This window comes from Humisphaera borealis (assembly GCF_015169395.1).
Lineage (GTDB): Bacteria > Planctomycetota > Phycisphaerae > Tepidisphaerales > Tepidisphaeraceae > Humisphaera > Humisphaera borealis.
Window position 1 is genome coordinate 2,764,093 of record NZ_CP063458.1, and the last position, 20,892, is coordinate 2,784,984.

Annotated in this window: 18 protein-coding genes and 1 pseudogene; 9 read left to right on the forward strand and 10 right to left on the reverse strand. The window is 62.6% G+C overall.

Annotated elements, in window-relative coordinates:
• Positions 1-448: 448 nt before the first annotated feature.
• The 3 genes from IPV69_RS10305 (at position 449) to groL (ending at position 3,078) form a co-directional block, all read left to right on the forward strand.
• Positions 449-877 (forward strand): response regulator, encoded by a 429-nt coding sequence (locus IPV69_RS10305; RefSeq protein ID WP_206295027.1) that lies wholly within the window; start codon positions 449-451, stop codon positions 875-877.
• Positions 878-1,022: 145 nt separating this feature from the next.
• The gene (gene groES, locus IPV69_RS10310; protein WP_206295028.1) at positions 1,023-1,313 is read left to right on the forward strand and encodes a co-chaperone GroES; all 291 of its coding nucleotides are present in this window, start codon (positions 1,023-1,025) and stop codon (positions 1,311-1,313) included.
• A gap of 133 nt (positions 1,314-1,446) precedes the next feature.
• Positions 1,447-3,078, forward strand: a complete 1,632-nt coding sequence (gene groL, locus IPV69_RS10315; RefSeq protein WP_206295029.1) for a chaperonin GroEL — start codon at positions 1,447-1,449, stop codon at positions 3,076-3,078.
• A 141-nt stretch (positions 3,079-3,219) separates the two neighbouring features.
• Here the strand turns inward: groL and IPV69_RS10320 are convergent, their stop codons facing one another.
• Both IPV69_RS10320 and IPV69_RS10325 read right to left on the reverse strand, forming a co-directional pair.
• Positions 3,220-4,203, reverse strand: a complete 984-nt coding sequence (locus tag IPV69_RS10320; RefSeq protein ID WP_206295030.1) for a beta-1,6-N-acetylglucosaminyltransferase — start codon at positions 4,201-4,203, stop codon at positions 3,220-3,222.
• A 226-nt stretch (positions 4,204-4,429) separates the two neighbouring features.
• Positions 4,430-5,404 carry an alpha/beta hydrolase family esterase gene (locus tag IPV69_RS10325; RefSeq protein ID WP_206295031.1) on the reverse strand — a complete coding sequence of 325 codons (975 nt, stop codon included), beginning with the start codon at positions 5,402-5,404 and terminating at the stop codon, positions 4,430-4,432.
• Between the two features lie 185 nt (positions 5,405-5,589).
• On the opposite strand from IPV69_RS10325, the gene IPV69_RS10330 reads away from it, so the two are divergent.
• The 3 genes from IPV69_RS10330 to IPV69_RS10340 all read left to right on the forward strand — a co-directional run bounded on the left by IPV69_RS10330 (position 5,590) and on the right by IPV69_RS10340 (position 10,273).
• The gene (locus tag IPV69_RS10330) at positions 5,590-6,660 is read left to right on the forward strand and encodes an FAD:protein FMN transferase (protein ID WP_206295032.1); all 1,071 of its coding nucleotides are present in this window, start codon (positions 5,590-5,592) and stop codon (positions 6,658-6,660) included.
• Between the two features lie 115 nt (positions 6,661-6,775).
• A complete protein-coding gene (locus IPV69_RS10335; RefSeq protein ID WP_206295033.1) occupies positions 6,776-7,996 on the forward strand; it encodes an FMN-binding protein in 1,221 nt (406 codons plus the stop codon).
• Between the two features lie 150 nt (positions 7,997-8,146).
• Positions 8,147-10,273 carry a 4Fe-4S binding protein gene (locus IPV69_RS10340; protein WP_206295034.1) on the forward strand — a complete coding sequence of 709 codons (2,127 nt, stop codon included), beginning with the start codon at positions 8,147-8,149 and terminating at the stop codon, positions 10,271-10,273.
• A 99-nt stretch (positions 10,274-10,372) separates the two neighbouring features.
• On the opposite strand, the gene ffh is transcribed toward IPV69_RS10340, so the two are convergent.
• The gene (gene ffh, locus IPV69_RS10345; RefSeq protein WP_206295035.1) at positions 10,373-11,842 is read right to left on the reverse strand and encodes a signal recognition particle protein; all 1,470 of its coding nucleotides are present in this window, start codon (positions 11,840-11,842) and stop codon (positions 10,373-10,375) included.
• A gap of 305 nt (positions 11,843-12,147) precedes the next feature.
• On the opposite strand from ffh, the gene IPV69_RS10350 reads away from it, so the two are divergent.
• Entirely contained in the window at positions 12,148-13,416 is a 1,269-nt protein-coding gene (locus IPV69_RS10350; RefSeq protein WP_206295036.1) for an HD-GYP domain-containing protein, read from the forward strand.
• A 130-nt stretch (positions 13,417-13,546) separates the two neighbouring features.
• Here IPV69_RS10350 and glk read toward each other — a convergent pair whose 3' ends face one another.
• Positions 13,547-14,551, reverse strand: a complete 1,005-nt coding sequence (gene glk / locus IPV69_RS10355; protein WP_206295037.1) for a glucokinase — start codon at positions 14,549-14,551, stop codon at positions 13,547-13,549.
• Positions 14,552-14,739: 188 nt separating this feature from the next.
• Between glk and IPV69_RS10360 the strand changes: the two genes are divergently transcribed.
• Positions 14,740-14,943, forward strand: coding sequence for a hypothetical protein (locus IPV69_RS10360; RefSeq protein WP_206295038.1), 204 nt, complete (start codon positions 14,740-14,742; stop codon positions 14,941-14,943).
• A 113-nt stretch (positions 14,944-15,056) separates the two neighbouring features.
• Here the strand turns inward: IPV69_RS10360 and IPV69_RS10365 are convergent, their stop codons facing one another.
• The 6 genes and pseudogenes from IPV69_RS10365 to IPV69_RS27910 all read right to left on the reverse strand — a co-directional run.
• A complete protein-coding gene (locus IPV69_RS10365) occupies positions 15,057-15,809 on the reverse strand; it encodes a transaldolase (RefSeq protein WP_206295039.1) in 753 nt (250 codons plus the stop codon).
• A gap of 155 nt (positions 15,810-15,964) precedes the next feature.
• Entirely contained in the window at positions 15,965-16,507 is a 543-nt protein-coding gene (locus IPV69_RS10370; RefSeq protein ID WP_206295040.1) for a D-glycero-alpha-D-manno-heptose-1,7-bisphosphate 7-phosphatase, read from the reverse strand.
• Positions 16,504-17,085 carry a hypothetical protein gene (locus IPV69_RS10375; RefSeq protein ID WP_206295041.1) on the reverse strand — a complete coding sequence of 194 codons (582 nt, stop codon included), beginning with the start codon at positions 17,083-17,085 and terminating at the stop codon, positions 16,504-16,506. The genes IPV69_RS10370 and IPV69_RS10375 overlap by 4 nt, the downstream gene beginning before the upstream one ends.
• 692 nt (positions 17,086-17,777) lie before the next feature.
• The gene (locus IPV69_RS10380) at positions 17,778-18,377 is read right to left on the reverse strand and encodes an SIS domain-containing protein (protein ID WP_206295042.1); all 600 of its coding nucleotides are present in this window, start codon (positions 18,375-18,377) and stop codon (positions 17,778-17,780) included.
• A gap of 81 nt (positions 18,378-18,458) precedes the next feature.
• The gene (locus IPV69_RS10385) at positions 18,459-19,196 is read right to left on the reverse strand and encodes a nucleotidyltransferase family protein (RefSeq protein ID WP_241179982.1); all 738 of its coding nucleotides are present in this window, start codon (positions 19,194-19,196) and stop codon (positions 18,459-18,461) included.
• 30 nt (positions 19,197-19,226) lie between these two features.
• Positions 19,227-19,448, reverse strand: a pseudogene (locus IPV69_RS27910) (low affinity iron permease family protein); the annotation flags it as partial.
• Positions 19,449-19,700: 252 nt separating this feature from the next.
• Between IPV69_RS27910 and IPV69_RS10390 the strand changes: the two are divergent.
• The gene (locus IPV69_RS10390) at positions 19,701-20,876 is read left to right on the forward strand and encodes a glycosyltransferase family 9 protein (RefSeq protein ID WP_206295044.1); all 1,176 of its coding nucleotides are present in this window, start codon (positions 19,701-19,703) and stop codon (positions 20,874-20,876) included.
• Positions 20,877-20,892: the final 16 nt, after the last annotated feature.

A 20,892-nucleotide genomic window follows, 5' to 3' on the forward strand; every position in this document is an offset into this window, starting at 1 on the left:
CCATCTTGTCGGGCGGCAAGCGTGCTGCGGGTTGCTGCCGGGACTTCCGAAGGACGGACACTGTTCACGGAAGAACGGTCGCGACCGTCCGCCGGGCTGATCTGGTGCCGGGACCAGCCCTGACTGCCGGGGCAGGCTGTCCCGGACCTGCCAACCGCCAGCGGAAGGCCGGTTCGCCCCGCTGCCGGAATGGCAGTTGTTCTTTCGGTGCCCGTGCGGATTGGCAGACCGCAAGGCATCATCGCCCGCAGACGGCTCGCGGGCGGGCAGGCGACCGTTCTGATTAATCATTTTAAGGCAAGGACTTAGGAACTACGCCGCCTTCGCCGCCCACGCGTTCTGCTTCGGCACGCCAGTTGTTTAAGGGCAGGGCACAGGGAAGGACCGCGAGGAGCGTTGACGATATCCCAGGTGAGGTTCCCCGGGTAACGCTTCGGGGTAGACGCCGATGATGGATGTCATCTCAACTTCGCGCCTGACGGTCCTTCTTCCTGATGAACAGGAGGAGTGGCATCGGACCGTTCGTGGCCTGCTCGAGCCGCAGGGGGTTTACACCCTGACGGCCCGTACCGGTCGGGAAGCGGTTGAGATGATCGAGGCGAACGCGGTCCATGTGGCCGTGCTCGACACCCAGATGCCTCAGCTCGGCGGATTGCAGGTGGTGAAGCGGATTCGGGAACTCCATAAGAGCAACCCGGGCCGCGTGTTGCCGCCGGCGATCCTTGTCGCCAACGATCTGACGAGCCACCTGCTTCGCGAGGCGCTGATGAACCATGTGTTCTCGGTGCTGAGCAAGCCGGTCGACTACGCCCTCCTGCTGGATGCCTTGGCCCGCGTGATCAAACGGCACTACGAGAGCCGCTGGCCGAGGCAATAAAGATCATTCAAGAGTGCTGAGTACGAAGTGCTGAGTGCTGAGTTTTAAGAGTGTGAAGCCGTCGCGCGTAAGGAGTTCTTACGTATTGGGCTTTACTCATTGAGTGCTGCAAACTGACTGTTTTTCTTCGAAGGAGTAACGAATCATGGCGAAGCTGCGTCCCCTCGGCGACAAGATCCTCATCAAGCGCGTTGAAGCGGAAACCAAGACCAAGAGCGGTATCGTCCTCCCGGACGCCGCCAAGGAAAAGCCCAAGCGCGGCAAGGTTCTGAGCGTCGGCGAAGGCCGTCGCACCGACAAGGGCGAGCGCGTCGCGCTGAGCGTGAAGAAGGGCGACGAGGTCATCTTCGCCAGCTACGCCGGCACCGAAATCAAGCTCGACGGCGAAGAGCTGATGATCATGAGCGAGGACGATGTCCTGGCGATCGTCGAGTAGTTGAGGAAGGCACGAAGATTGAGGCACGGCCGCACCAAGCGCTGCCGTGCCCGCCGATCCCTTTCGTGCCTGCGAACCTCAATGCCTTCGTGCCTCTCTTTTCTTAACCCCATCAACACTCGGAGATACTTCCATGGCTGCCAAGCGAATCGCATTTGATCAGGAGGCCCGTGAGGCCATCCGCCGCGGCGTCACCCAGCTGGCCCGCGCCGTCAAGGTCACCCTCGGCCCCTCCGGCCGCAACGTCGTGCTCGAGAAGTCCTTCGGCTCCCCCACCGTCACCAAGGACGGCGTGACGGTCGCGAAGGAAATCGAACTCGAAGACTCCTACGAAAACATGGGCGCCCAGATGGTGAAGGAGGTCGCCAGCAAGACCTCCACCGTCGCCGGCGACGGCACCACCACCGCCACGGTGTACGCCGAAGCGATCTTCACCGAAGGCCTCAAGAACGTGACCGCCGGCGCTAACGCCACGCAGATCCAGCGCGGCATTCAGCTCGCCGTCGACGCGATCGTCGAAGAGCTCAAGTCGATGAGCAAGAAGGTCACTTCGTCGAAGGAAGTCGCCCAGGTCGGCACCAGCTCGGCCAACCAGGACGAAGTCATCGGCAAGATGATCGCCGAGGCGATGGATAAGGTTGGCAAGGACGGCGTGATCACGGTTGAAGAAGGCAAGAGCCTCGAGACCGAAGTCAAGACCGTCGACGGCATGCAGTTCGACAAGGGCTACCTCAGCCCGCACTTCGTGACCGACACCACCACGATGGAAGCCGTCTTCGAAGACGCCTACATCCTGATCCACGAGAAGAAGATCAGCAGCGCCCGTGACCTGGTCCCGGTGCTGAGCAAGGTCGCCGAGGCCGGCAAGTCGCTGGTCATCATCGCCGAAGAAGTCGAAGGCGAAGCCCTCGCGACGCTGGTCGTCAACAAGCTCCGCGGCACGATCAAGGCCGCCGCCGTCAAGGCCCCCGGCTTCGGCGATCGCCGCAAGGCGATGCTGGAAGACATCGCGATCACCACGGGTGGCACGGCGATCTTTGAAGAACTGGGCATCAAGCTCGAGAACGTCGAACTGTCGAACCTCGGCCGGGCCAAGAAGATCAAGATCGACAAGGACAACACCACGATCATCGAAGGCGCGGGTGACAACAAGCAGATCAAGGGCCGCATGGAGCAGCTCAAGAACGAGATCGAGCGCACCACCAGCGACTACGACCGCGAGAAGCTCCAGGAACGCCTCGCGAAGCTGTCCGGCGGCGTGGCGCAGATCCAGGTCGGCGCTGCGACCGAAGTCGCGATGAAGGAAAAGAAGGCCCGCGTGGAAGACGCCCTTCACGCCTGCCGCGCCGCGGTCGAAGAAGGCATCCTGCCGGGTGGCGGCGTTGCCGTCATCCGCGCCGCTGCCAAGGTGCTCGATGGCGCCAAGAAGAAGGCTGCCAACGAAGACCAGGCGATCGGCGTCGAGATCATCCGTCGGGCGGTCGAAGCCCCGATCAAGCAGATCGCCGAGAACGCCGGCGTGGACGGCTCGGTCGTCGCGCAGAAGATCAAGGAAAACAAGGAAACCAACTTCGGCTACAACGCACTCACGCACGAGTACGGCGACATGCTGAAGATGGGCGTCATCGTGCCGACCAAGGTCGAACGATCCGCCCTCCAGAACGCCGCCAGCATCAGCGGCCTGCTCCTGACGACCGACGCGATCGTCAGCGAGATCAAGGAAGAGAAGGAACCCGCCGGCGGCGGTGGTGGGCATCACCACTGATCGGCAGTGAAATCAAGGTAAGCAACCGGGCCTCTTGCGGCATTCGCAAGAGGCCCTCTTTGTTTTGGCGAGATGAATTGTCCAGCGTTGGCGGCCGGCGCAAGATGGCCGCACCGCCCACACCGCAGGCCCCAGGGCCATTCAAGCGGCTCTTGCCGCGGCCGGTGCAAGGCCGATGTGTCGGTCCAGCAAATCCAGGATCTGCCCGTCGCTTCGTGCATCGATCTTACGGGCGAAGAACGCATCGGATGCGACCATCTTTTCGAAGTGTTCTACGCCCAATATGTCCGGATGGCCGGTCTCGGCGTGGCTCCAGCGGATGAATCGCTTTTCGTTGTCACGCACGAAGTTCAGGTGCGGGACGTTGCAGAGCAATGTTTGAAACATCGACTCGTTCGATGCGAACTGTGTACGCCTGTAATAGCGTGCCACGTCAGGGCGGGCTTCGAGTGTCGAAAGCAGGTATTCGACCGATCGGCGGTTGATCGTCCACCAGGTCGATCCTTTGTACACACCAAGCCCTTTACCAAGTGGCCCGCGATGCGATCGTATCCCCACTCGAAACGCCTTCTCGCGCGACACCCACGCCCACGGCATCTTTCCGGCGTCGAGCCGTCGCCGGGCATGCGCGTCGATCAGTGATCGCAACCGGGACCACCCCGTGAACTTCGGAAGCTCGTAGTACTGATAGAGGTACCGCATCGGGCCGACCTCCCACGGCAGGTCCTCCACCCGGTCGCAGCGCACCCAGCCGTCATGCCCGCAGGTGGCCAGCTCGCGTTCGATCTCACCGAGCGGGCGAACGGGGTAGCACTGGCCGCTCAGGTGCACGACCCAGTCAAAGTCGCGATTCTCCACGAGCCATTTGAGACATCGGATCGCCAGGGCACAGTTGGCGAAACCGCCCCACCCCACGGCCGACTCTGCCGGAAGCAGGTCCACATTGCCGATGTCCTTCAGCAGGGCCGGGTCCAGATTCGAAACCGCATAGTCGTGGTGCAGCAGCACCCGCGACTCGGGTGATCCGCTGCGGCAGGCGCGCACGAGCCGCACGATCTGTTCGGGGTTCACGTGGGAAGCAACGAAATACACCACCCGCGGCCGAGCGATCCTTCGTTGCGACATCCTGGAGTTCGGCAATTGCATCAACTGAACTCCGCGTCTCCGGTCACTCGGCTGAAACCTGTAGGCATGACAGCACCGTAGGCCCTGTGACCTCCTTCATCGGCCGCAATTTCACCCTGTTTCATCCCCGTTCCCGGCCAATTAGGCGGCCCCCGGTGCCCGCCGCCGCACGACCGATATTCCGTGTGCCGGAATGCCAGCTCACGCGGAATTGCGGGCAATCGATTCACCTCATCGGGTGCCGCTGGAAGAACTCCCACATGAGATCGTTCGCGATCACGTTCTTCCCTGACTTGCCGATGAAGCCCACGATCGGCTCGCGACCGGGCCAGGTATGACCGGCGTTATCCACCACCACCAGGACGACTTCGGAGCCAGCCTTTCCCGGGCCGAAGGTCTTGATGGTTCCCGGCATGCCGTCGCCGGCGTTGTCGGCGACCTGTGTTACCTTCGGCTCCGCTGGACACCCGTTAACCCTAATCCAGGTCGCAATCGTCTCGTCGACACCTTTGAACTGCATCGTCGGCGGCACGCGACCCCTCGGGCCGCCGTACGGCACGATCGCATCAGCCTTGCCGTGAAAGTGCATCACCGGCACCGGGCGACCCGGTTTGACCTCGCTGACCGCCAACGTGCCCGCGACCGGCGCGATGGCCGCGATTCGGTCCGACAGCTCTGCCGCGAGGCGGTGCGACATCATCCCGCCATTGGACATGCCCGTCGCGAAGACGCGCTTCTCGTCGACCCGGACCACCGTGGCAAGGTCGTCCAGAATGGCCGCGGTAAACCCGACATCATCAGGCGGCCCCTTGCCGGGGATTCCTGACGGTTTGGCACTAGCGTTGAAAAAAAGAATGGCCTCGCCGATTCCGGTGCCATTGGGATACACGACTACAAACTTGGCTTCATCAGACTTCTTGTTGAGGCCCGAGAAGAGGTTCATCCCGGCCGCGTTCATCATCGCCCCGTGAAACGCCAGCACTACAGGCGTGGGGCGTGCCGGATCGTGGCCCGGGGGAACATGAACCAGGTACGAACGATCCCAACCGTCGTGTTTCAACAATCGCTTATGGTCGCCGGGCTTGAGAGCAACGGCCCGGGATGCCGGCGTCGTCGCCGGGACGTCGGCCGCCCGAACGCCTGAGGATAGAATGAGGCTCGCCGAGACAGTGAGAACCAAGCGATACCAGGAGAGTCGCATGGGGCGACATGATACCGAGCGGGCCGCCAAAACCCGCTGCGTTTTGGCCTTGCGAATCATTCTCAGCAAAGCCGATATGAGCAAGACATCGCGTACAACGGATTGGTGACGTCGCGCGGCAACCGCGATCGACGGTTAGGGTAGATCAATCGGTCGCTGACAACATGGCTCGTGGAGGACTCTGCATGTCGCTGCTATCACGTAGAACCCTTCTGACGACCGCCATCGGCGGGTTTGCAGGCGTCGGCCTATGGCACGCCCGGTCCCGGTTCCTGCCGACGGGCGGTCTGGAGCCTGCAGCACAGGCAAACCCTTCGCCGAACGGGGAACTGGCTGCATTCCACCGAACCTCCAGAGCCCTGGGCACCAATGTTTCGATCACCATCGCCCACACCGACGAATCCGTCGCCAATCGCGCGGCGGCAGCAGCATTCGACGAGCTCGAACGCGTCGAGCAATCCCTGAGTGTCTACCGCAACGACAGCCAGCTCGGCATGCTGAACTCGGCTCAGTCGTTGGCGTCGGCCGACGAACGGATGAGAGCGGTGTTGGCGGCTTCACTGGAGATGTCGCGGCGGACTGCCGGCGCATTCGATGTCACCGTACAACCGCTCTGGGAAGTTCATTCCCGTGCCGCCAGGGAGCTTCGATCGCCTACAGAAGCCGAGCTCGCGGCTGTCCGAGAGCGGATCGGCTGGCAGCACGTTCTGGTCGCCGGCACCGAGGTCCGGTTCGCCAGGCCGGACATGTCCATCACCTTCAACGGCATCGCACAGGGTTACGCCACCGACCGGGTGAAGCTGGTGCTTCAGAGTGTCGGCGTGCAGCATGCACTGATCGACATCGGCGAACTGGCCCCGCTTGGGCATAAAGCTCTGGGAACACCGTGGCAGGCAGGCATCCAGCACCCTCGCCAGGCCGACGCTTATGTCGCCGTCGCGAAGCTGGACGGTCGATCGCTCGCCACCAGTGGCGATTACGCCACCACGTTTACCGACACGGCCAAAGCAGGTCGAGGCGACAACCATATCTTCGACCCGGCGACGGGGCATTCCCCCACCGCGTTCTCCAGTGTTTCGGTCGTGGCCCCGACAGCCATGGAAGCCGATGCCCTTTCAACAGCGCTCTTCGTCCTCGGACCCAAACGAGGGCTGAAACTGATCGAATCGTCGGAAGGGGTGGATGCATTGTTTGTCACGCGAGAAGGCAGGGTCTCTCAGACGGCCGGCTTCCCGACAGTGCGCGATGCCGGATAAGACGCCCCTTTCTGTGCCCTCGTCAACGCCACCGGTAGTTCACCATTCTCCAGCCGCCCGGGTGCGAAACATGAACCAATACCGACGTATACGGCCCCTCTACGTTTGCCTGTTAATGGCTGCCCTGCTGTCGTTCGACGTTCGTGCCGATTCCCTCGAAGGCACCAACGGCACCACCATGACCGGCAAGATCGTCGCGCGCGACGATAAGTTTGTGACCATCGAGATTCTGGTAAGTGGTAAGCCGACACAGCGCAAGATCCCGGTCAATCTCGTCAAGGCGATCACCGTTGACGGCAAGCGCGAAGTTCTCGGCCCCGGGGGCGTCGCCAAGCCTGGTGCGCCAGCGGGCAACACCGGCGTTCAGCGATCGCGTCCGGAGATTGAAGCCCTCATCGCTTCGGCGGCGACGCCTCCCGACTGGCTCGATGCCGTCCAGCTCAACCTGCCCAAGTCGCTCGACCTCTCCTGGCCGGAGAAAGCGGAAGGCCCCTGGAACAACCAGAAGAACATGGGGCAATACATCTGGGACGTGATCAACACCAACCCGAGTAAATGGCGGGAGGGTGTAAGGCTGATGCATCACGTCATGGATCAAAACAAGGCCGACCGCGAGATGCAGATGCGGGCATCGGCCGCGCTCGCGGGGATGTACCACCACCTCTTCCAAGACTACCCGCACGCCGCCTACTGGTTCCGAAAAGCCGGCACACGGCAGGATCCCGTCGGCCTGGCCGAGTGCTATTGGAAGCTGGGAAACAAAGCCATGGCGGTCGAGTTGCTGACCGGCCTGCGATCCATTCCGCCGACGGCGATCAAGCTCTGGGCCGACATGGGCGAAACCGCCAAGGCGATCCAAACGGGTGAACTCTTTGCCAAGAGCGGCTCAGCCGACCTGGGCTACCTCTACTCCGCCGACGCCCTGCGTCTGGCTGGCCGCTACAAAGAAGCGCTGGCGTACTACAACAAAGTGCTCGCGGTACCGGACGACAAGCGCAACAAGCGGAGCAAGGACCGCGCCAAGGGCGCCATCGAGGCGATCCAGCTCTTCGATACCCTCGACATTGCCAAGGTCGCCGACGGGACGTACACATCAAGCAGCCTTGGCTACGAGGCGCCGGTCGAGATCGAAGTGAAAGTAGCCGGCGGAAAGATCGAAGCCCTGAAGGTGACCAAGCACCGGGAGAAACAGTACTACGCCTCGATCACCGATACGCCGGCTCGGATCATCGCCAAGCAGTCGGTGAAAGGAATCGATGCCACGAGCCGGGCGACGATTACGTCCGAAGCGATCATCACCGCAACGGCCAAGGCGCTGCAATCGGGGCAGAAGTGACTGAGAGAGCTTTGCCACAAATCCCACAAATGAGGACACGAATGAAGAGCTTCATTTGGCGCATGACTCGGTCGATCTGATCCCCATTTGTGTTTTCATTCGTGAGATTCGTGGCTAAGCCCTCGCCTGCTCCGCCAAAAGGGATCCAATTTGCGACTCGACTGGTTCCTACCCTTCCACCGGCGCACGACGGCGACCTATTCGCCGCCGGTTTACAACCTGCCGATGCGGCTGCTGCGCGGCATCCTGCCTGCGTCGCTGCGATCGCAGGAGAACACCGTGAAACCCGGGCCGGTTCGAAGGCTGCTCAGGCGCATCGGGCCGAGCCTCGCCGCCTCCCCCTTTCGGCGGCTCTCTCAGACGCTCTGCTTCGTCCTGTTTGCCATACTTTTCTTCTACGTCGCGTTTCCGTACACCGCCAAGCCCGCGAAAGTCTGGCCGGGCTGGGTGGCGGCGAACGTAAACGCCGAGACCGGCGTGGTCGAAGTTGAAGCTCCCGCCGGCGCGACCGACCGCCCACCGGCTGGGGCAACGGTCTACGCCGCCGAGCCTCCCCCCGCCGACGCCGCGGCGTCGTCCACCGGTCCACAGCATTTCGGCCAATTCACCGTCGCGGCTGCGGCGACGCCAAATCTGCTCACCCTGACGCCGACCTCAAAGCCGACCGAAGACGCGCTCGGTCGGATGTCGTTCAGCACCGCCAAGTGGACGCTTTCCGAAAAAGCCCCCGGCGACTGGCCCAGCCATTACGCCGACGACCTGGCGAAGAAGGAAAAGATCGCCGCCGAGGGCATTCTGATCATCGATCCCCTGGTCAGCCTCTCGACAGCCGTCGCGGCAAAATCTTGGGTTTGGTCGCTCACCTTTGCCGGCATCATCCTGGCGATCAGTGTTTTCATCCCGCGCGGGTTCTGTGGCTACATCTGCCCGTTGGGGACGCTCATCGATCTCTTCGACTGGCTGATCGGCAAACGCGTCACCCGCTTCCGCGTCGCCGACGACGGGTGGTGGGTGCACATCAAGTATTACACGCTGCTGACCGTGATGATCGCGGCGATGTTCGGCGTGCTGCTGAGCGGGTTCGTCGCCGCGATTCCGGTCATCACGCGCGGATTCCTGTTCATCTTTAAACCGTTCCACGACGCCTCGGCCCGCGGCTGGCACAATGTGCCGCCGATGAACGGCGGGCAGATCCTGTCGATCGTGCTCTTCTTCGGCGTTTTGGCGATGGGGTTCTGGAAGCCGCGGTTCTGGTGCAAGTACGTCTGCCCGAGCGGCGCGGTCTTCTCCGTCGGCAACTTGCTGCGTGCGACCGAACGTAAGGTGGAGAGTAGTTGCATCAAGTGCAACAAGTGTGTCGAGATCTGCCCGTTCGACGCGATCAAGCCCGACTTCACCACCCGCGGCACCGATTGCACGCTCTGCCAAAGCTGCGGCGGCGTTTGCCCGACGCACGCGATCAAATTCGTATCGCGCTGGAACCGGATCGAGTTGAAAGTCATCAACGACCCGCCGACACACGAGACACCGATTGGCCGGCGCGGCTTTCTGTCGGCAGGGGTCGGTGTCGCGGCGGCGGCGGCGGTGGGTATTGGCTCGGCCGTCGGCATTCGCAAGACCGGCGCAAAGCTCGCCGACGGCACCGTGCCGCTGCCCGTCCGCCCGCCCGGAAGCGTTCCGGAAGAGGACTTTCTGCAACTGTGCATCCGTTGTGGCGAGTGCTTCCGCGCCTGCCCGAACGACGTCCTGCAACCGCTTGGCTTTCAACAGGGCCTCGAAGGTTTATGGACTCCCGCTGTCAAAGCCGATTGGGCCGGCTGCGAACCCAGTTGCAACGGCTGCGGCCAGGTCTGCCCGACCGGTGCCATCCGCGCCCTGTCGCTCGCAGAGAAGAAGTCCGCCCGCATGGGCCTGGCGATCGTCAACGAAAAGACGTGTCTTCCCTTCGCCGGCAAGGAAGAGTGCCAGCTCTGCGTTGATGAATGCAACTCGGCCGGCTATCACGCGATCGAGTTCATCCGCCACGGCACCAAGGCCGACGAGGAAGGCAACCCCGTCGACGGCACCGGCATGCTCGCCCCGGTCGTGCGGGCCGATCTGTGTGTCGGCTGCGGCCTGTGTCAGACACGGTGCTATGCGATCAACGTGGCGGAAAAGAAGCTGCTCACCAAGTCGGCGATCATCATCGAAGCCGGAGAGGGGAAAGAAGACCGGTTGATGTCGGGGTCGTATGTGGAGCTGCGGATCAAGGGGAAGAAGGTGGAGAACGCGACCTGATTAGAGGTCGCACCGCAGGTGCACTCTTACTTTTGATTGGGATGCGAAGACAAGAGTGCACCTACGGTGCAACCGCTAAGCGGGCTTACAGTCCTGTTGTCACCGTTTCTTCTTCTTATTCCGATCCTTCTTCTCCATGAACCCCGACTTCTTCGCCTTGAGCTGCGCTCCGCCGGGCATGCCGAGCGTATTGAGCTTCCCGCTCATCAGCCCCTTCATCAGGTTCATCTTGCCGGCCATTCCCATTCCGCCGACGGCTTTCATCATGTCGCGGGTCTGCTCGAACTGCTTCATGAACTGGCCGACTTCGTTCAGCTCCACGCCGGCGCCGCGGGCAATTCGGCGGCGGCGGGTGCCGTCGAGAAGGTCGGGGTTCTTTCGCTCCCTTTTGTTCATCGAATTGTAGATCGCCTTCATGCGGCCCATCTGCCGCTCGACATCCCCGTCGCCCATGTTCATCTGCTTGGTCAACTGGCTCATGCCGGGAATCATCTTCATGATCCGGTCCATGCTGCCGAGCTTCTGAACCTGCCCCATCTGCGCCATGAAATCGTCGAGGGTGAAGTTCCCCTGCTCCATCTTCTCCTGGAGCTTCTGCGCCTCTTCCTGGCTGAACTTCTGCTGCGCCTCGGTAACGAGCTGCAGAATGTCGCCCATGCCCAGAATGCGCTGGGCCATGCCCTCCGGTCGGAACTCTTCCAGCGCGTCCAGCTTTTCGCCGGTACCGATGAACTTCACCGGCTTGCCGGTAATCATCTTGGCGCTCAGCAGCGCGCCGCCGCGGGTATCGGAATCGAACTTCGTCAGGATCAGCCCGTCGACTTCGAGCTGCTCGTTGAACGCCTTGGCGGAGTTGACTGCGTCCTGACCGCTCATCGCATCCAGCACCAGGAACACCTGGTGCGGCTTGAGCTGGGTATTCACCTCGCGCAGCTCGCCCATCAGGGCATCGTCGATGTGCAAGCGGCCGGCGGTGTCGAGGATGACCACGTCGCGGCCGGTCTGCTTCGCCTGGGCGATCGCCGCCCGGCAGACCGATACCGCCGCGCCCTTGGCGACTTCGCCGTGGGGGGCAACCTTGCTGTCGTCGGTGTAGACCGGGATGCCGAGCTGCGCGCCCAGTGTCCGCAACTGCTCGACGGCGGCCGGTCGCTGCAAGTCGGCGGCGCACAGCAGCGGGTGATGCCCCTTGGCGACCAAGTACTTCGCGAGCTTGCCGCAGGTCGTCGTCTTACCGGCACCCTGCAGGCCGGCCATCATGATGACCGTCGGCGGCGGCTGGACGTAGTAGATCCGCGTGTCCACCGGGCCCATCAGGTTGACGAGCTCTTCGTAGACAATCTGCACCATCAGCTCGCCGGGCCGCAGCAACTTGATGACTTCCCGCCCGATCGCCTTCTGCACCACCGCTTCGGTGAAGTCCTTGACGATTTTGAAGCTGACGTCGGCTTCCAGCAGCGCGGTGCGAACCTCGCGCATCGCCTCGCGGATGTTCTCCTCGCTGATCCGGCCCCGGCCGGACAGGGTGCGGAAAACGTTATTAAACTTGTCTGTCAGGGCATCAAGCATCGGGAGATCCGTGGAATCCTGGAATCAGTCGTCGACCGAGGCGGGCCGCGAAAGCCGCCGCCCGGGTCGGCTATTGTAGATGACTTGGGACCTCCGGCGAAGGGGCAGATGCCCTTGATTCTGAGGTTTGGCCGGCCGTCGTCGGGCGCTGCGTCCCAGAATGCCCGCCGTATTCGCGCTGCAACCCCTCACGGCGGCCCTTTGCCTAAGTGCGGCGCCGGCCGGTCCGATGTTGAGGTCAGGATCGGCGTTCAACCCATGCCGCGAGTCAACTCGGACCCGTACTCACGCCGACCCGCCGCGCCATGCCACTGATCGTACCCTGCCTTGACGTCGCCGCCGGCATGCGCCTTGCCGAGGCGTTCATGCTGCGCGGGCGCGTCATGTTGCCCGGCGGCAAAGTCCTGGTCGACGAGGACGTCGACATCCTCCGCCGCAAGTACCCTGATGCCATTCTCAAGATCGGCGACCCGATCCTCGACAGCCTTGTCGAGTTCGAAGACGACTCCAGGGATCGGGAAGTCGCCACCACCGCCCGGTCGCGTATCACGACGGCGGTTGCCGATGTTCATCAGCGGCTGGCGACGCAAAGCTCACACGGGGGCATCGACTACAACAAGGCACGCTCGGTCGTCTCCGACGTGATGGAGTTCCTTGCGCAAAACCCGGTCTCGTCGGCGCTGCTCGACCGGAACATGGATTCCGGCAGCCCGCTCGCCGAGCACGCCGGGACAACCTTCTACCTCGCGATGGTCCTCGGGTCGGCGGTCCGCGACTACGTGGCCCGCGAGCGACAGCGACAGACATCCGCCAGCCGCCTTTCGGGAAGTATCGCGATGGACCTGCTGCCGCTGGGCCTGGGTGCGATGTTCCTGGACATTGGCATGATGCCATTGAGCCACATCTTCGCCGACGGGTACAAGCTGACGGAGGAAGACCGCAAGCTCATCCGCAATCACCCACTGGTCGGTGCCGATCTCCTTCCGGAGTATCTGCCGACCGGCGTGAAGATGATCGTTCGCACGCATCACGAGAACTACGACGGCAGCGGCTACCCCAACGCGATGGCCGGGCCGACGCTGCACGTCTTCACGCGGATCGCGCGCATCTGCGACGCATTCGCCGCAGCCACGGCCACTAGGGCGTACAGGGGGCGCAAAAGCCCGGCGCGGGCGATCTGGGAGATGTCAGTCGGGCCGTTCCAGAAGTTTTACGACCCGGTGCTGATGAAGGTGTTCTCGAGCCTGATCCAACCCTTCCCAATCGGCGCCAAGATCAAGCTTGCCGACGACAGCGCGGCGGTGGTCGTCCGCTACAACCGCAAGGACCCTTTCAAGCCGATGATGGTGCTGGCGTTCGCCGAGGACGGCACGCGCCTGCCCAAAGAGGCGCTACGGCCGATGCAGCCGGAGGAACTGACGCCCGATGCACCCACCCGCATCGCGATGTACGCGGGGGAGGACCTGGAGTACCTGCACGAACAGCCAATGCCGCTGCCGATTGCCCCGGAAGAACCCAAGGGCAAATCGCCCCCGCTGACGATCGACTCGGTGCTGGAAGCGGCATATCCCTGACGGAAGGTGCCGGGGGACTACTCGGAGGGGCGCCGTGTTCAGGGCGCTTTGCTCCAAGCACGTACAGCGGCACCTGAACACAGCTTTCATTCACTTGGCGACCCCTCGACAGCTCGCTTCAATGGCGCTATCACAATCGCGCCGCTTCGGCCGCCGCACCCCGTAAGGCGCAATGCTCGTCAAGAATCACCGTCACCGGAACGGTGTTCAACAGTCGATGCCGCATCGGCCCCTTGTCCAGGAACGCATTGAGAAACGCAGGCCCCTGCAGGCGGCTGAGGATCTTGGGCGCGATGCCTCCGCCGATGTACAGACCGTTGATCGCCGTGTACTGGATCGCGACGTTTCCCGCGGCCGCTCCGTAGAGCGAGACGAACAGGTCCAGCGCCATCGAAGACCGCTCGCACTGTCCTGTCATCGCGGCCTTGGAGACCAGTGTCGCGGCGTCGCCGGCGGGCAGGCTGTCGGGAATCCGGATCGACTGAGTTCCCAGGTTCCGCGCGACGTGAAACAGGAACAGGTTGTACAACCCGGGACCCGACAGCACGCGCTCCCAACTGACGTAACCGGCGAAGGTCTGCGTTTCTCTTTCGGCCAGGAACGCCAATAGGTCGCATTCCTGCGGGTTGCGCGGCCCGAAAGAGTAGTGGCCACCTTCGGACGGGCAGGGGATGTGCCGCTTGCCGTCCCAAACCGCCCCGCCGACACCCAGGCCGGTCCCGGCCGAGATGATTCCACGCCCGCCGGGCTGCGCCTTGCCGGCCTGCAGCGTCAGCAGTTTGTCGGGCGCCAGGACGTCAATGCCGGCGGCGTTGGCGGCCAGGTCGTTGATGACCTCCACGCGCTGGGCCGGAACGTTCAGCACACCGGCGAGGGTCGCCTGTTCGACCGTCCATTTCAGATTGGTGATCGGCGAGTATCGATTGCCCATTTCGCCGTGCACCGGACCGGCAACGCCGAAACAGGCGCGATCGATGGGGCTTGTCGGCCGGGCCTCCTGAAGGTACTTGCGAACGATGGATCCCAGGTCGGGGTATTCGGCGCTGCGGAATTCGCGAAGCTCGAACAGTTGCCGGGGAGAATCACACCACGCCAGCCGGGTGTTCGTTCCGCCGATGTCGCCTGCAAGAATCATGTTGCCGGTTCCGAAAAGTAGTGGCCTGGTGTTATGTCGACCGAACGTCGCCGGTCGTCCAAGGCGTCTGGAGTGTAGCAAATATGAAAGGGACCGACCGTCGGGCTCCAGTGCCTGTCGTGGCGAACAAAATCGGTTCGCCCGGATCGCACTATTCCGTTACGCTATCGGCAAAGAAGGAGGACGCGATGATTTACTACAAGATTCAGCGTGGCTACGTGATGCAGCACTTCGACAGCGAGACGGGGGACTGCACCCAACAGGAATTCTTCCCCGACGAATCGCTCCCGCCCGAACGCCAGGACGAACAGGGCAATATCATTTCCGAGGGCGACCAGGTGGAACTGGCGAACGTCGAGAAGGAGTGCCCGATGGACATGGTGCAGCCATAGGGGAGGTGGTGGGGTAGCGGTGTTGCTGGGTGATGAGGTCGTCGATTGGGATCCGATGCTGGTCACCGGTTGGCGACCACGACACCCCTCCACTCAACCACCCTGATACTTCTTTACAGCCGGTATCCGGCCGCCTTGGCGTCGTTGTAGAACATCGACACCGTCTCCAGCGAGTACTGGCCGAGATCCTTGCCGACCAGTTCCAGCTTTTTGAGCACATCGTTGGTCACGGTGATGATGTGGCAGCCGATCTGGTCGGCCTGAAAAATGTTGAGCAACTCCCGTGGGCTGGCCCAGATGAGTTCCTGGTTGGGTGTCGGCTTCATGAGGCGGACGGCTTCGGTCATCATGGGCAGCGGGTCGCGGCCGGTGTCGGCGATGCGGCCGGCGAAGACCGAGATGTACGATGCCGGGCCGTTGCCCAGCGCCTCATGCACCGCCTGGACCTGCTCCAGGGTCATCAACGCGGTGACATTCTGCTTCACACCCGCCTTGGCGAGCCGACGGATCAACGCGTAGGCCGGCTCGGCGGCAGTGTTGGTGACGGGAATCTTCACATGTACATTCGCGCCCCACGACGCGATTTCGTTCGCCTGCCGCTCCATCTCGACGAAATCGTCGCAGAACACTTCGAAGCTCAGCGGCTTGTCCTTGATCGCCGACAGGATGTCCTTCGCGAATGCGCGGTAATCGCTGATGCCGGCTTTGCGCATCAGGGTGGGGTTGGTGGTCAGCCCGGCGATGTGCCGCTTGGAAGCCATCTCCAGCATGCCCGCCTTGTCAGCACCGTCGGCAAAGATCTTCACCTTGAGTGCGGAAATGGTGGGGATGTAGGTCGCATCGGCGGTCATTCGGACTCCATCCATGGTTACTCCGGGAAGGACGCAAGGGTCGGGTCACGCTGTTCAAGGCGATCGTCAGGATTAACGTCGCCCGAGCGAGCGGGACTACAAAAGCCCGGGCGCTTGTATCTGGATCGGCACAATGGACCCATAATCCTGAAATCCACGCGCCGGCCCGCTTACCTGGATGCACTTATAAGTATCTTCCCCGCGGCCTCAAGGAGGCTGGCGACACGAAAGTCCGGTTCGCAGCGGTCTCCCTTGCTGTACGGAAGGTCTATGAGAAGGGTCGTGCAGCCCGCGGCGGCGCCTGCGAGGATATCGCCGGAGCGGTCGCCGACCATGTAGCTGGAACCTAAGTCCAGGTGGAGGTCCTCGGCGGCGCGGATCAGCATGCCAGGGCGTGGTTTACGGCAGTCGCAGTCGTCGGCCGTGTCGTGATAGCAGACGTAGACGGCGTCGATCGGGAGCAACAGCCGCAGGTGCTGGTTGATGCGTTCGACCTCGTCACGCGTTTGCGCGCCGCGGGCCACATCGGGCTGATTCGTCACGACGATCAGTGGAAACCCCGCCGCCTTAAGCTTGCCGCACGCCTCGGCGACGCCCGGCAGAATCTCGCATTCGGCAACGCTCTGTGGCGGATGAGGAACGCCGTTGCTGACGACGGTTCGATTAATCACCCCGTCGCGATCGAGAAAGACGGCTGGTCGGCGTGGATTCATGGCTTGCCAATGGACCTGGCGTTGCGGATTCGGATGCCCGTTCGTGCCAGCCAGATGGCAGGAAGGACTCCAAATACTCCAACGATCCACCAGACGGAAAGGTTCAACTCCGTGCGGGATTCGAGCACCACGGACGCCCCATCCGACCGCCCCTGGTACGCGTAGTAGAGCCCTGGAACCCTGAACCGCCTGGCGTCGGCATCGGTGACAAACGTGCCCGGCTCGGCGAACGCCAGTGGCGCCACGACGTTGCTTTCAGGCAAGCCGTTTCCGCGCACGACCAGTTCCTGCCGTTCACGCTGCAGAACCCATTGCATTCCGATTCTTGCAAAGCGGGTGGTGGTCACCGACTGTGTCGGTACGCTAACGCCGGCAACGTCCTGAGTCCGCACGGCCGAAGTCACCGACCGGGGCGCTCGCACCAATGTAGGCTTGACGATACCGATCACCCCCAGAACCAGCACCAGGGCAGACACCGCCGTCGCGGCGGGGAGCAGCGGCAATCGCCGACCAAGGGCCACGGATCGCCGAACACCCGCCATCAGGGCCTTCGACCGGTTCGTCGTCTTTTTCGGCACGGCCGCGGGCTCGACGGATGTTTCAGTTTGCTGCGCGACAGGCGTGTGATCCGCGTGCGACGCGCGGCTCGAGTGGTCCGAGTCGATCGCGGATTCGCGCGATCCGGGCGGAGCCTGGTCGAACGGTTCGTCCTGAAGCTCCGGAGCCGCGACAGACCGATTGACTTCGGTCCGCGTTGGTACGACGTGTGAAACAGGGGCGCCGATGGATGACGGGGCGCTTGCGGCGACGGGGGCACTAGCTGCCAGTGGGGGTTCAACCGGTGCAGACGCATGGGCGGCTGGTTGCACCGTCGCCGTCGGCCCGGCAGGCGACGGTATTAACAGGATCTGCTGGCACGCGGGACATTTGACCCGTCGCCCGGCTGCTTCGTCTTTCGCCTGCAGTCGCTTGCCGCAGGTGCAAGTCACTACGATCGCCATGGTCGTCGCCTCGTCAGGGGGAATCCACCAGTCTCAGCGTCGTCGCAACAGCGTGGGCACTTTGGATCAAAGCCAACGATGCGGAACTACGTTGGCCACAGGCGAGGGGTTATCGGCCCTTGCGCGGGGAGGCTCCACGACCATCAATGAATCCCTCTATGTCCGTCCATGCCCGAACTGCCGCACGAGCGACGATACCACGCTACCAGAAGGTCGCGACCCAAACGATGCCGACGGCAAACCCTAATACATCCTGCAATGCATGGCCTTCATTTGACCGCGGACTCCCACTTGGTCTGCGCAGCCTTGATCGCCGGGTGAGAGACGATCAGGTGCCAGACGACCGCCTGGAATGCTTCGGAGTGCGGCGTGATGTGGTCGGGGTTGACAGTCGGAATGATCACGCAGGCATCGGCGGCGATCGCGGTGTATCCGCCGTCGCGACCGACAACACCCGTGACGGCCGCGCCGACCTGCTTGGCATACTGGACCGCCTTCACGAGGTTCGGGCTGATGTTCTTTTCGACGTTACCACCGCCGACGGAGAACACGACGATCCCGTCGCCTTTGCGAAGCCGGCTCCCCTTGAGCCAATTCACGAAAACATCGGCCCAGCTTTCGTCGTTCACGCGGGCGGTCAGCTCGGAAACGTTGTCGGTCGGGGCGTAAGCCTCGAAACCGGCGATCTTGCGGAAATCGTTGACGGCGTGCGACGCATTCGCCGCCGACCCGCCGACCCCGAGAAAGAACAACCGGCCGCCGGCCTCCCGGACTTTGACGAGTTGTTCCACCATGCGCTCGATCGCGCCGGAGTCGAGCTTTTCGATCACCTGGACGGCTTCGGCGAGAAATGTTTGGCTGAATGACATAACGGAGATCGGCTCAAAGAAGGGACAGGGCCTTTGCCATGGGTTCGTCATCGCCCGGCCTGGCGAGTCCGGGTTCGAAGGTCATTTTGATTTCCCGGCCCTGCTTTGCAAGTACTGACGGGCTTCTTCGAGCGATTCCGGCGTGCCGATTTCGTAGAACCGCTCGAAGACTTCGAAGCCGATCATCGCACCCTCGGTCACCAACGCGGTGTAAAGTTCGGCGAGATCGAACGGTCGGTCGGTCGCGATGCGCTCGACGGCCTGCATCCGAAGGAGCGCCACGCCGTAGTCGATGTAGTCCATCTCGGGCGTGCGATTTTTCTTGTCGTACCTGATCAGACGGCCGTCCTTGAACACGACATTGCTCTTGTCCCAGCGATTCCCGTTTTTCAGGACCGTCATGAGCCCGAGCGGGTGTGAAGGATTGGCGAGGAAGGCATCGAGCACGGCGACGTAGTCGATGTCCATGTACGAATCGCCGTACATCACCCACAGCACGTCGTCGGGCTTGCTGCCGAGCAGTCGTTTGGCACCGGCTATTGCCCCGCCGGTCCCCATGAGCTTCTCGCCGTCGAACGCGTAGGACAGGTTCATGCCGTAGCGGGAGCCGTCGCCGCAATGCTCGGCGACCATCTCCCCTCGATAGCCCAGACACATCACAACTTTCCGGATGCCGTTCCGATGCAGCAGCGCGACCTGGTGATCGATGAACGGCGCGCCAGCGATCTCCACCAGCGCCTTGGGAATTTTTTCCGTGATGGGGCGCAGTCGCGTCGCCAGTCCACCTGCGAGAAGGGCGACGGGGATGGTACCGATCATCTTTCGCCCTCCGGTCATGAGTTCGAGTTGTCGCGCGACGGTGTCACGGTCCTGTGTACTTCGGATCGAGAGTAACATTGGCACGGTGATGATCGTCGTGCTGGCATCGATAGCAATATACCGGGTGTCGCCGAACTTGCAGATCGGACCGCTCACCGGCCGAGCGAAAGTTAACGCAAACATGACAATAAAAAGCTGCGTGCCTGCCGAACGATTTGGAGGCGGCGTCGGCGAGGCAATCCGACCAAGTATCCTAGTTGTGGAAGCTCACACGATGTTCCTCGTGGTACGGCGACGGTTCAGACCTTGGCTCACTGCAATAGTTAGGGCTACACCAAGTTGTCGCAGACATGCTCATGGACGATACTCTTTAAAGACTGACGGACTCGGCGCGTTCCGGTAGGTGTGATAGCCTCCGTGACGGCGGAACTTTAGCTCGGCCGCCCATGACCCTTCGTGGTTAAACGCCTCATCCCGGCCTGCCGCGTCCGAAACTTTCTTCCCATGGTCCCACCCGCCAGCCGAATCGCCGCGAGCCCCAAGCTCAACGACCCGCGCAAGCGCCGCATCGTGATCCTGCTCGACGCGCTGGTCCGCCCATTTCGGGGCCTCCTGACAATGCTTTCCCCCAAGCCTCGAGGCGGGCGGCCTCGCCGCATTCTCCTGATTCGCATGGACGGGATCGGCGACCTGATGATGTCTACCGCGATCTTCTCGGCATTGCGAGATCAGTATCCGGGCGCGCGGATCGATCTCCTGTGCAGCACACTCGTTAAGCCGCTTGCATCAGTGCTCGTCGATACCGGACGGGTCGACCGCCTGCACCTGCTTCCACTTTACGGCGTCACCTTCGCAATGTGGCGCCGAACGATCGCGACGCTGCGCGCGGCCCGGTACGACGTGGCCGCCGACCTGCGGGGCGACTTTCGCAACATCGCCCTCGCGTGGCTGGCTAAGATCCCCCGGCGAATCGGCATTCCCTATAGCGGCTGGGAATTTCTCGCGACCGAAACACTGCCATTCGAAATAGTCCACACCGCCGAGGAAGTCGGCCGCATAGCCGAACGTCTAGGTGTGCCCGACGCCCCAAGACAGCCGCAATTCGAGTTGCCGCCAACGTTCCATCAATGGGCCGAACAATGGCTCGCGCAATCCGATGCCAATACCGTAGAAAATCCGCGGCGGCCGCTGATTGCGCTGCACCTGTCGGCTGGCCAGCCGGCGCGCATCTGGCCCATTGCGAACTTCATCTCAATTTGCCGAACACTCGCGAAGGACTGCAACGCCCGCTTCGTAGTGATCGGCGGGCCGGGCATGGATGTCGATTTCGCACGGGAACTCAATCGTCATCTGGACGAACCCGCGGTGGTCGCAGCCGCCGTCGCAAACCTGCCGCGCACGGCGGCAATCATGAGCCGCTGCGCCCTGTTTATCGGGACCGATTCGGGTCCCGCGCATATTGCTGCCGCGGTCGGCTGCCCGGTGGTGGTGTTCTTCGGTCCGGGAAATGAATCGGTCATGCGGCCCTTTGCCCGGCAGCTTCGCATCGTCCGCGCAAAACACGCATGCGAACCGCTCTGCGCCAACAAGGTTTGCGTGACCCCGGACCACCATTGCCTAGCATCGATCACACCCGGTGAAGTGGCTGCAGCGTCAAAGGAGTTACTCGCAGGCACGTAGTTCCCTGGCAGAACGT

What these genes read in the sequence shown, in the direction of transcription:
- IPV69_RS10305 (WP_206295027.1), top strand. Translation starts at nt 449, where the DNA reads ATGATGGATGTCATCTCAACTTCGCGCCTGACGGTCCTTCTTCCTGAT.
- groES (WP_206295028.1), top strand. Translation starts at nt 1,023, where the DNA reads ATGGCGAAGCTGCGTCCCCTCGGCGACAAGATCCTCATCAAGCGCGTT.
- groL (WP_206295029.1), top strand. Translation starts at nt 1,447, where the DNA reads ATGGCTGCCAAGCGAATCGCATTTGATCAGGAGGCCCGTGAGGCCATC.
- IPV69_RS10320 (WP_206295030.1), bottom strand. Translation starts at nt 4,203, where the DNA reads ATGTCGCAACGAAGGATCGCTCGGCCGCGGGTGGTGTATTTCGTTGCT.
- IPV69_RS10325 (WP_206295031.1), bottom strand. Translation starts at nt 5,404, where the DNA reads ATGCGACTCTCCTGGTATCGCTTGGTTCTCACTGTCTCGGCGAGCCTC.
- IPV69_RS10330 (WP_206295032.1), top strand. Translation starts at nt 5,590, where the DNA reads ATGTCGCTGCTATCACGTAGAACCCTTCTGACGACCGCCATCGGCGGG.
- IPV69_RS10335 (WP_206295033.1), top strand. Translation starts at nt 6,776, where the DNA reads ATGGCTGCCCTGCTGTCGTTCGACGTTCGTGCCGATTCCCTCGAAGGC.
- ffh (WP_206295035.1), bottom strand. Translation starts at nt 11,842, where the DNA reads ATGCTTGATGCCCTGACAGACAAGTTTAATAACGTTTTCCGCACCCTG.
- IPV69_RS10350 (WP_206295036.1), top strand. Translation starts at nt 12,148, where the DNA reads ATGCCACTGATCGTACCCTGCCTTGACGTCGCCGCCGGCATGCGCCTT.
- glk (WP_206295037.1), bottom strand. Translation starts at nt 14,551, where the DNA reads ATGATTCTTGCAGGCGACATCGGCGGAACGAACACCCGGCTGGCGTGG.
- IPV69_RS10360 (WP_206295038.1), top strand. Translation starts at nt 14,740, where the DNA reads ATGATTTACTACAAGATTCAGCGTGGCTACGTGATGCAGCACTTCGAC.
- IPV69_RS10365 (WP_206295039.1), bottom strand. Translation starts at nt 15,809, where the DNA reads ATGGATGGAGTCCGAATGACCGCCGATGCGACCTACATCCCCACCATT.
- IPV69_RS10370 (WP_206295040.1), bottom strand. Translation starts at nt 16,507, where the DNA reads ATGAATCCACGCCGACCAGCCGTCTTTCTCGATCGCGACGGGGTGATT.
- IPV69_RS10380 (WP_206295042.1), bottom strand. Translation starts at nt 18,377, where the DNA reads ATGTCATTCAGCCAAACATTTCTCGCCGAAGCCGTCCAGGTGATCGAA.
- IPV69_RS10385 (WP_241179982.1), bottom strand. Translation starts at nt 19,196, where the DNA reads ATGATCGGTACCATCCCCGTCGCCCTTCTCGCAGGTGGACTGGCGACG.
- IPV69_RS10390 (WP_206295044.1), top strand. Translation starts at nt 19,701, where the DNA reads ATGGTCCCACCCGCCAGCCGAATCGCCGCGAGCCCCAAGCTCAACGAC.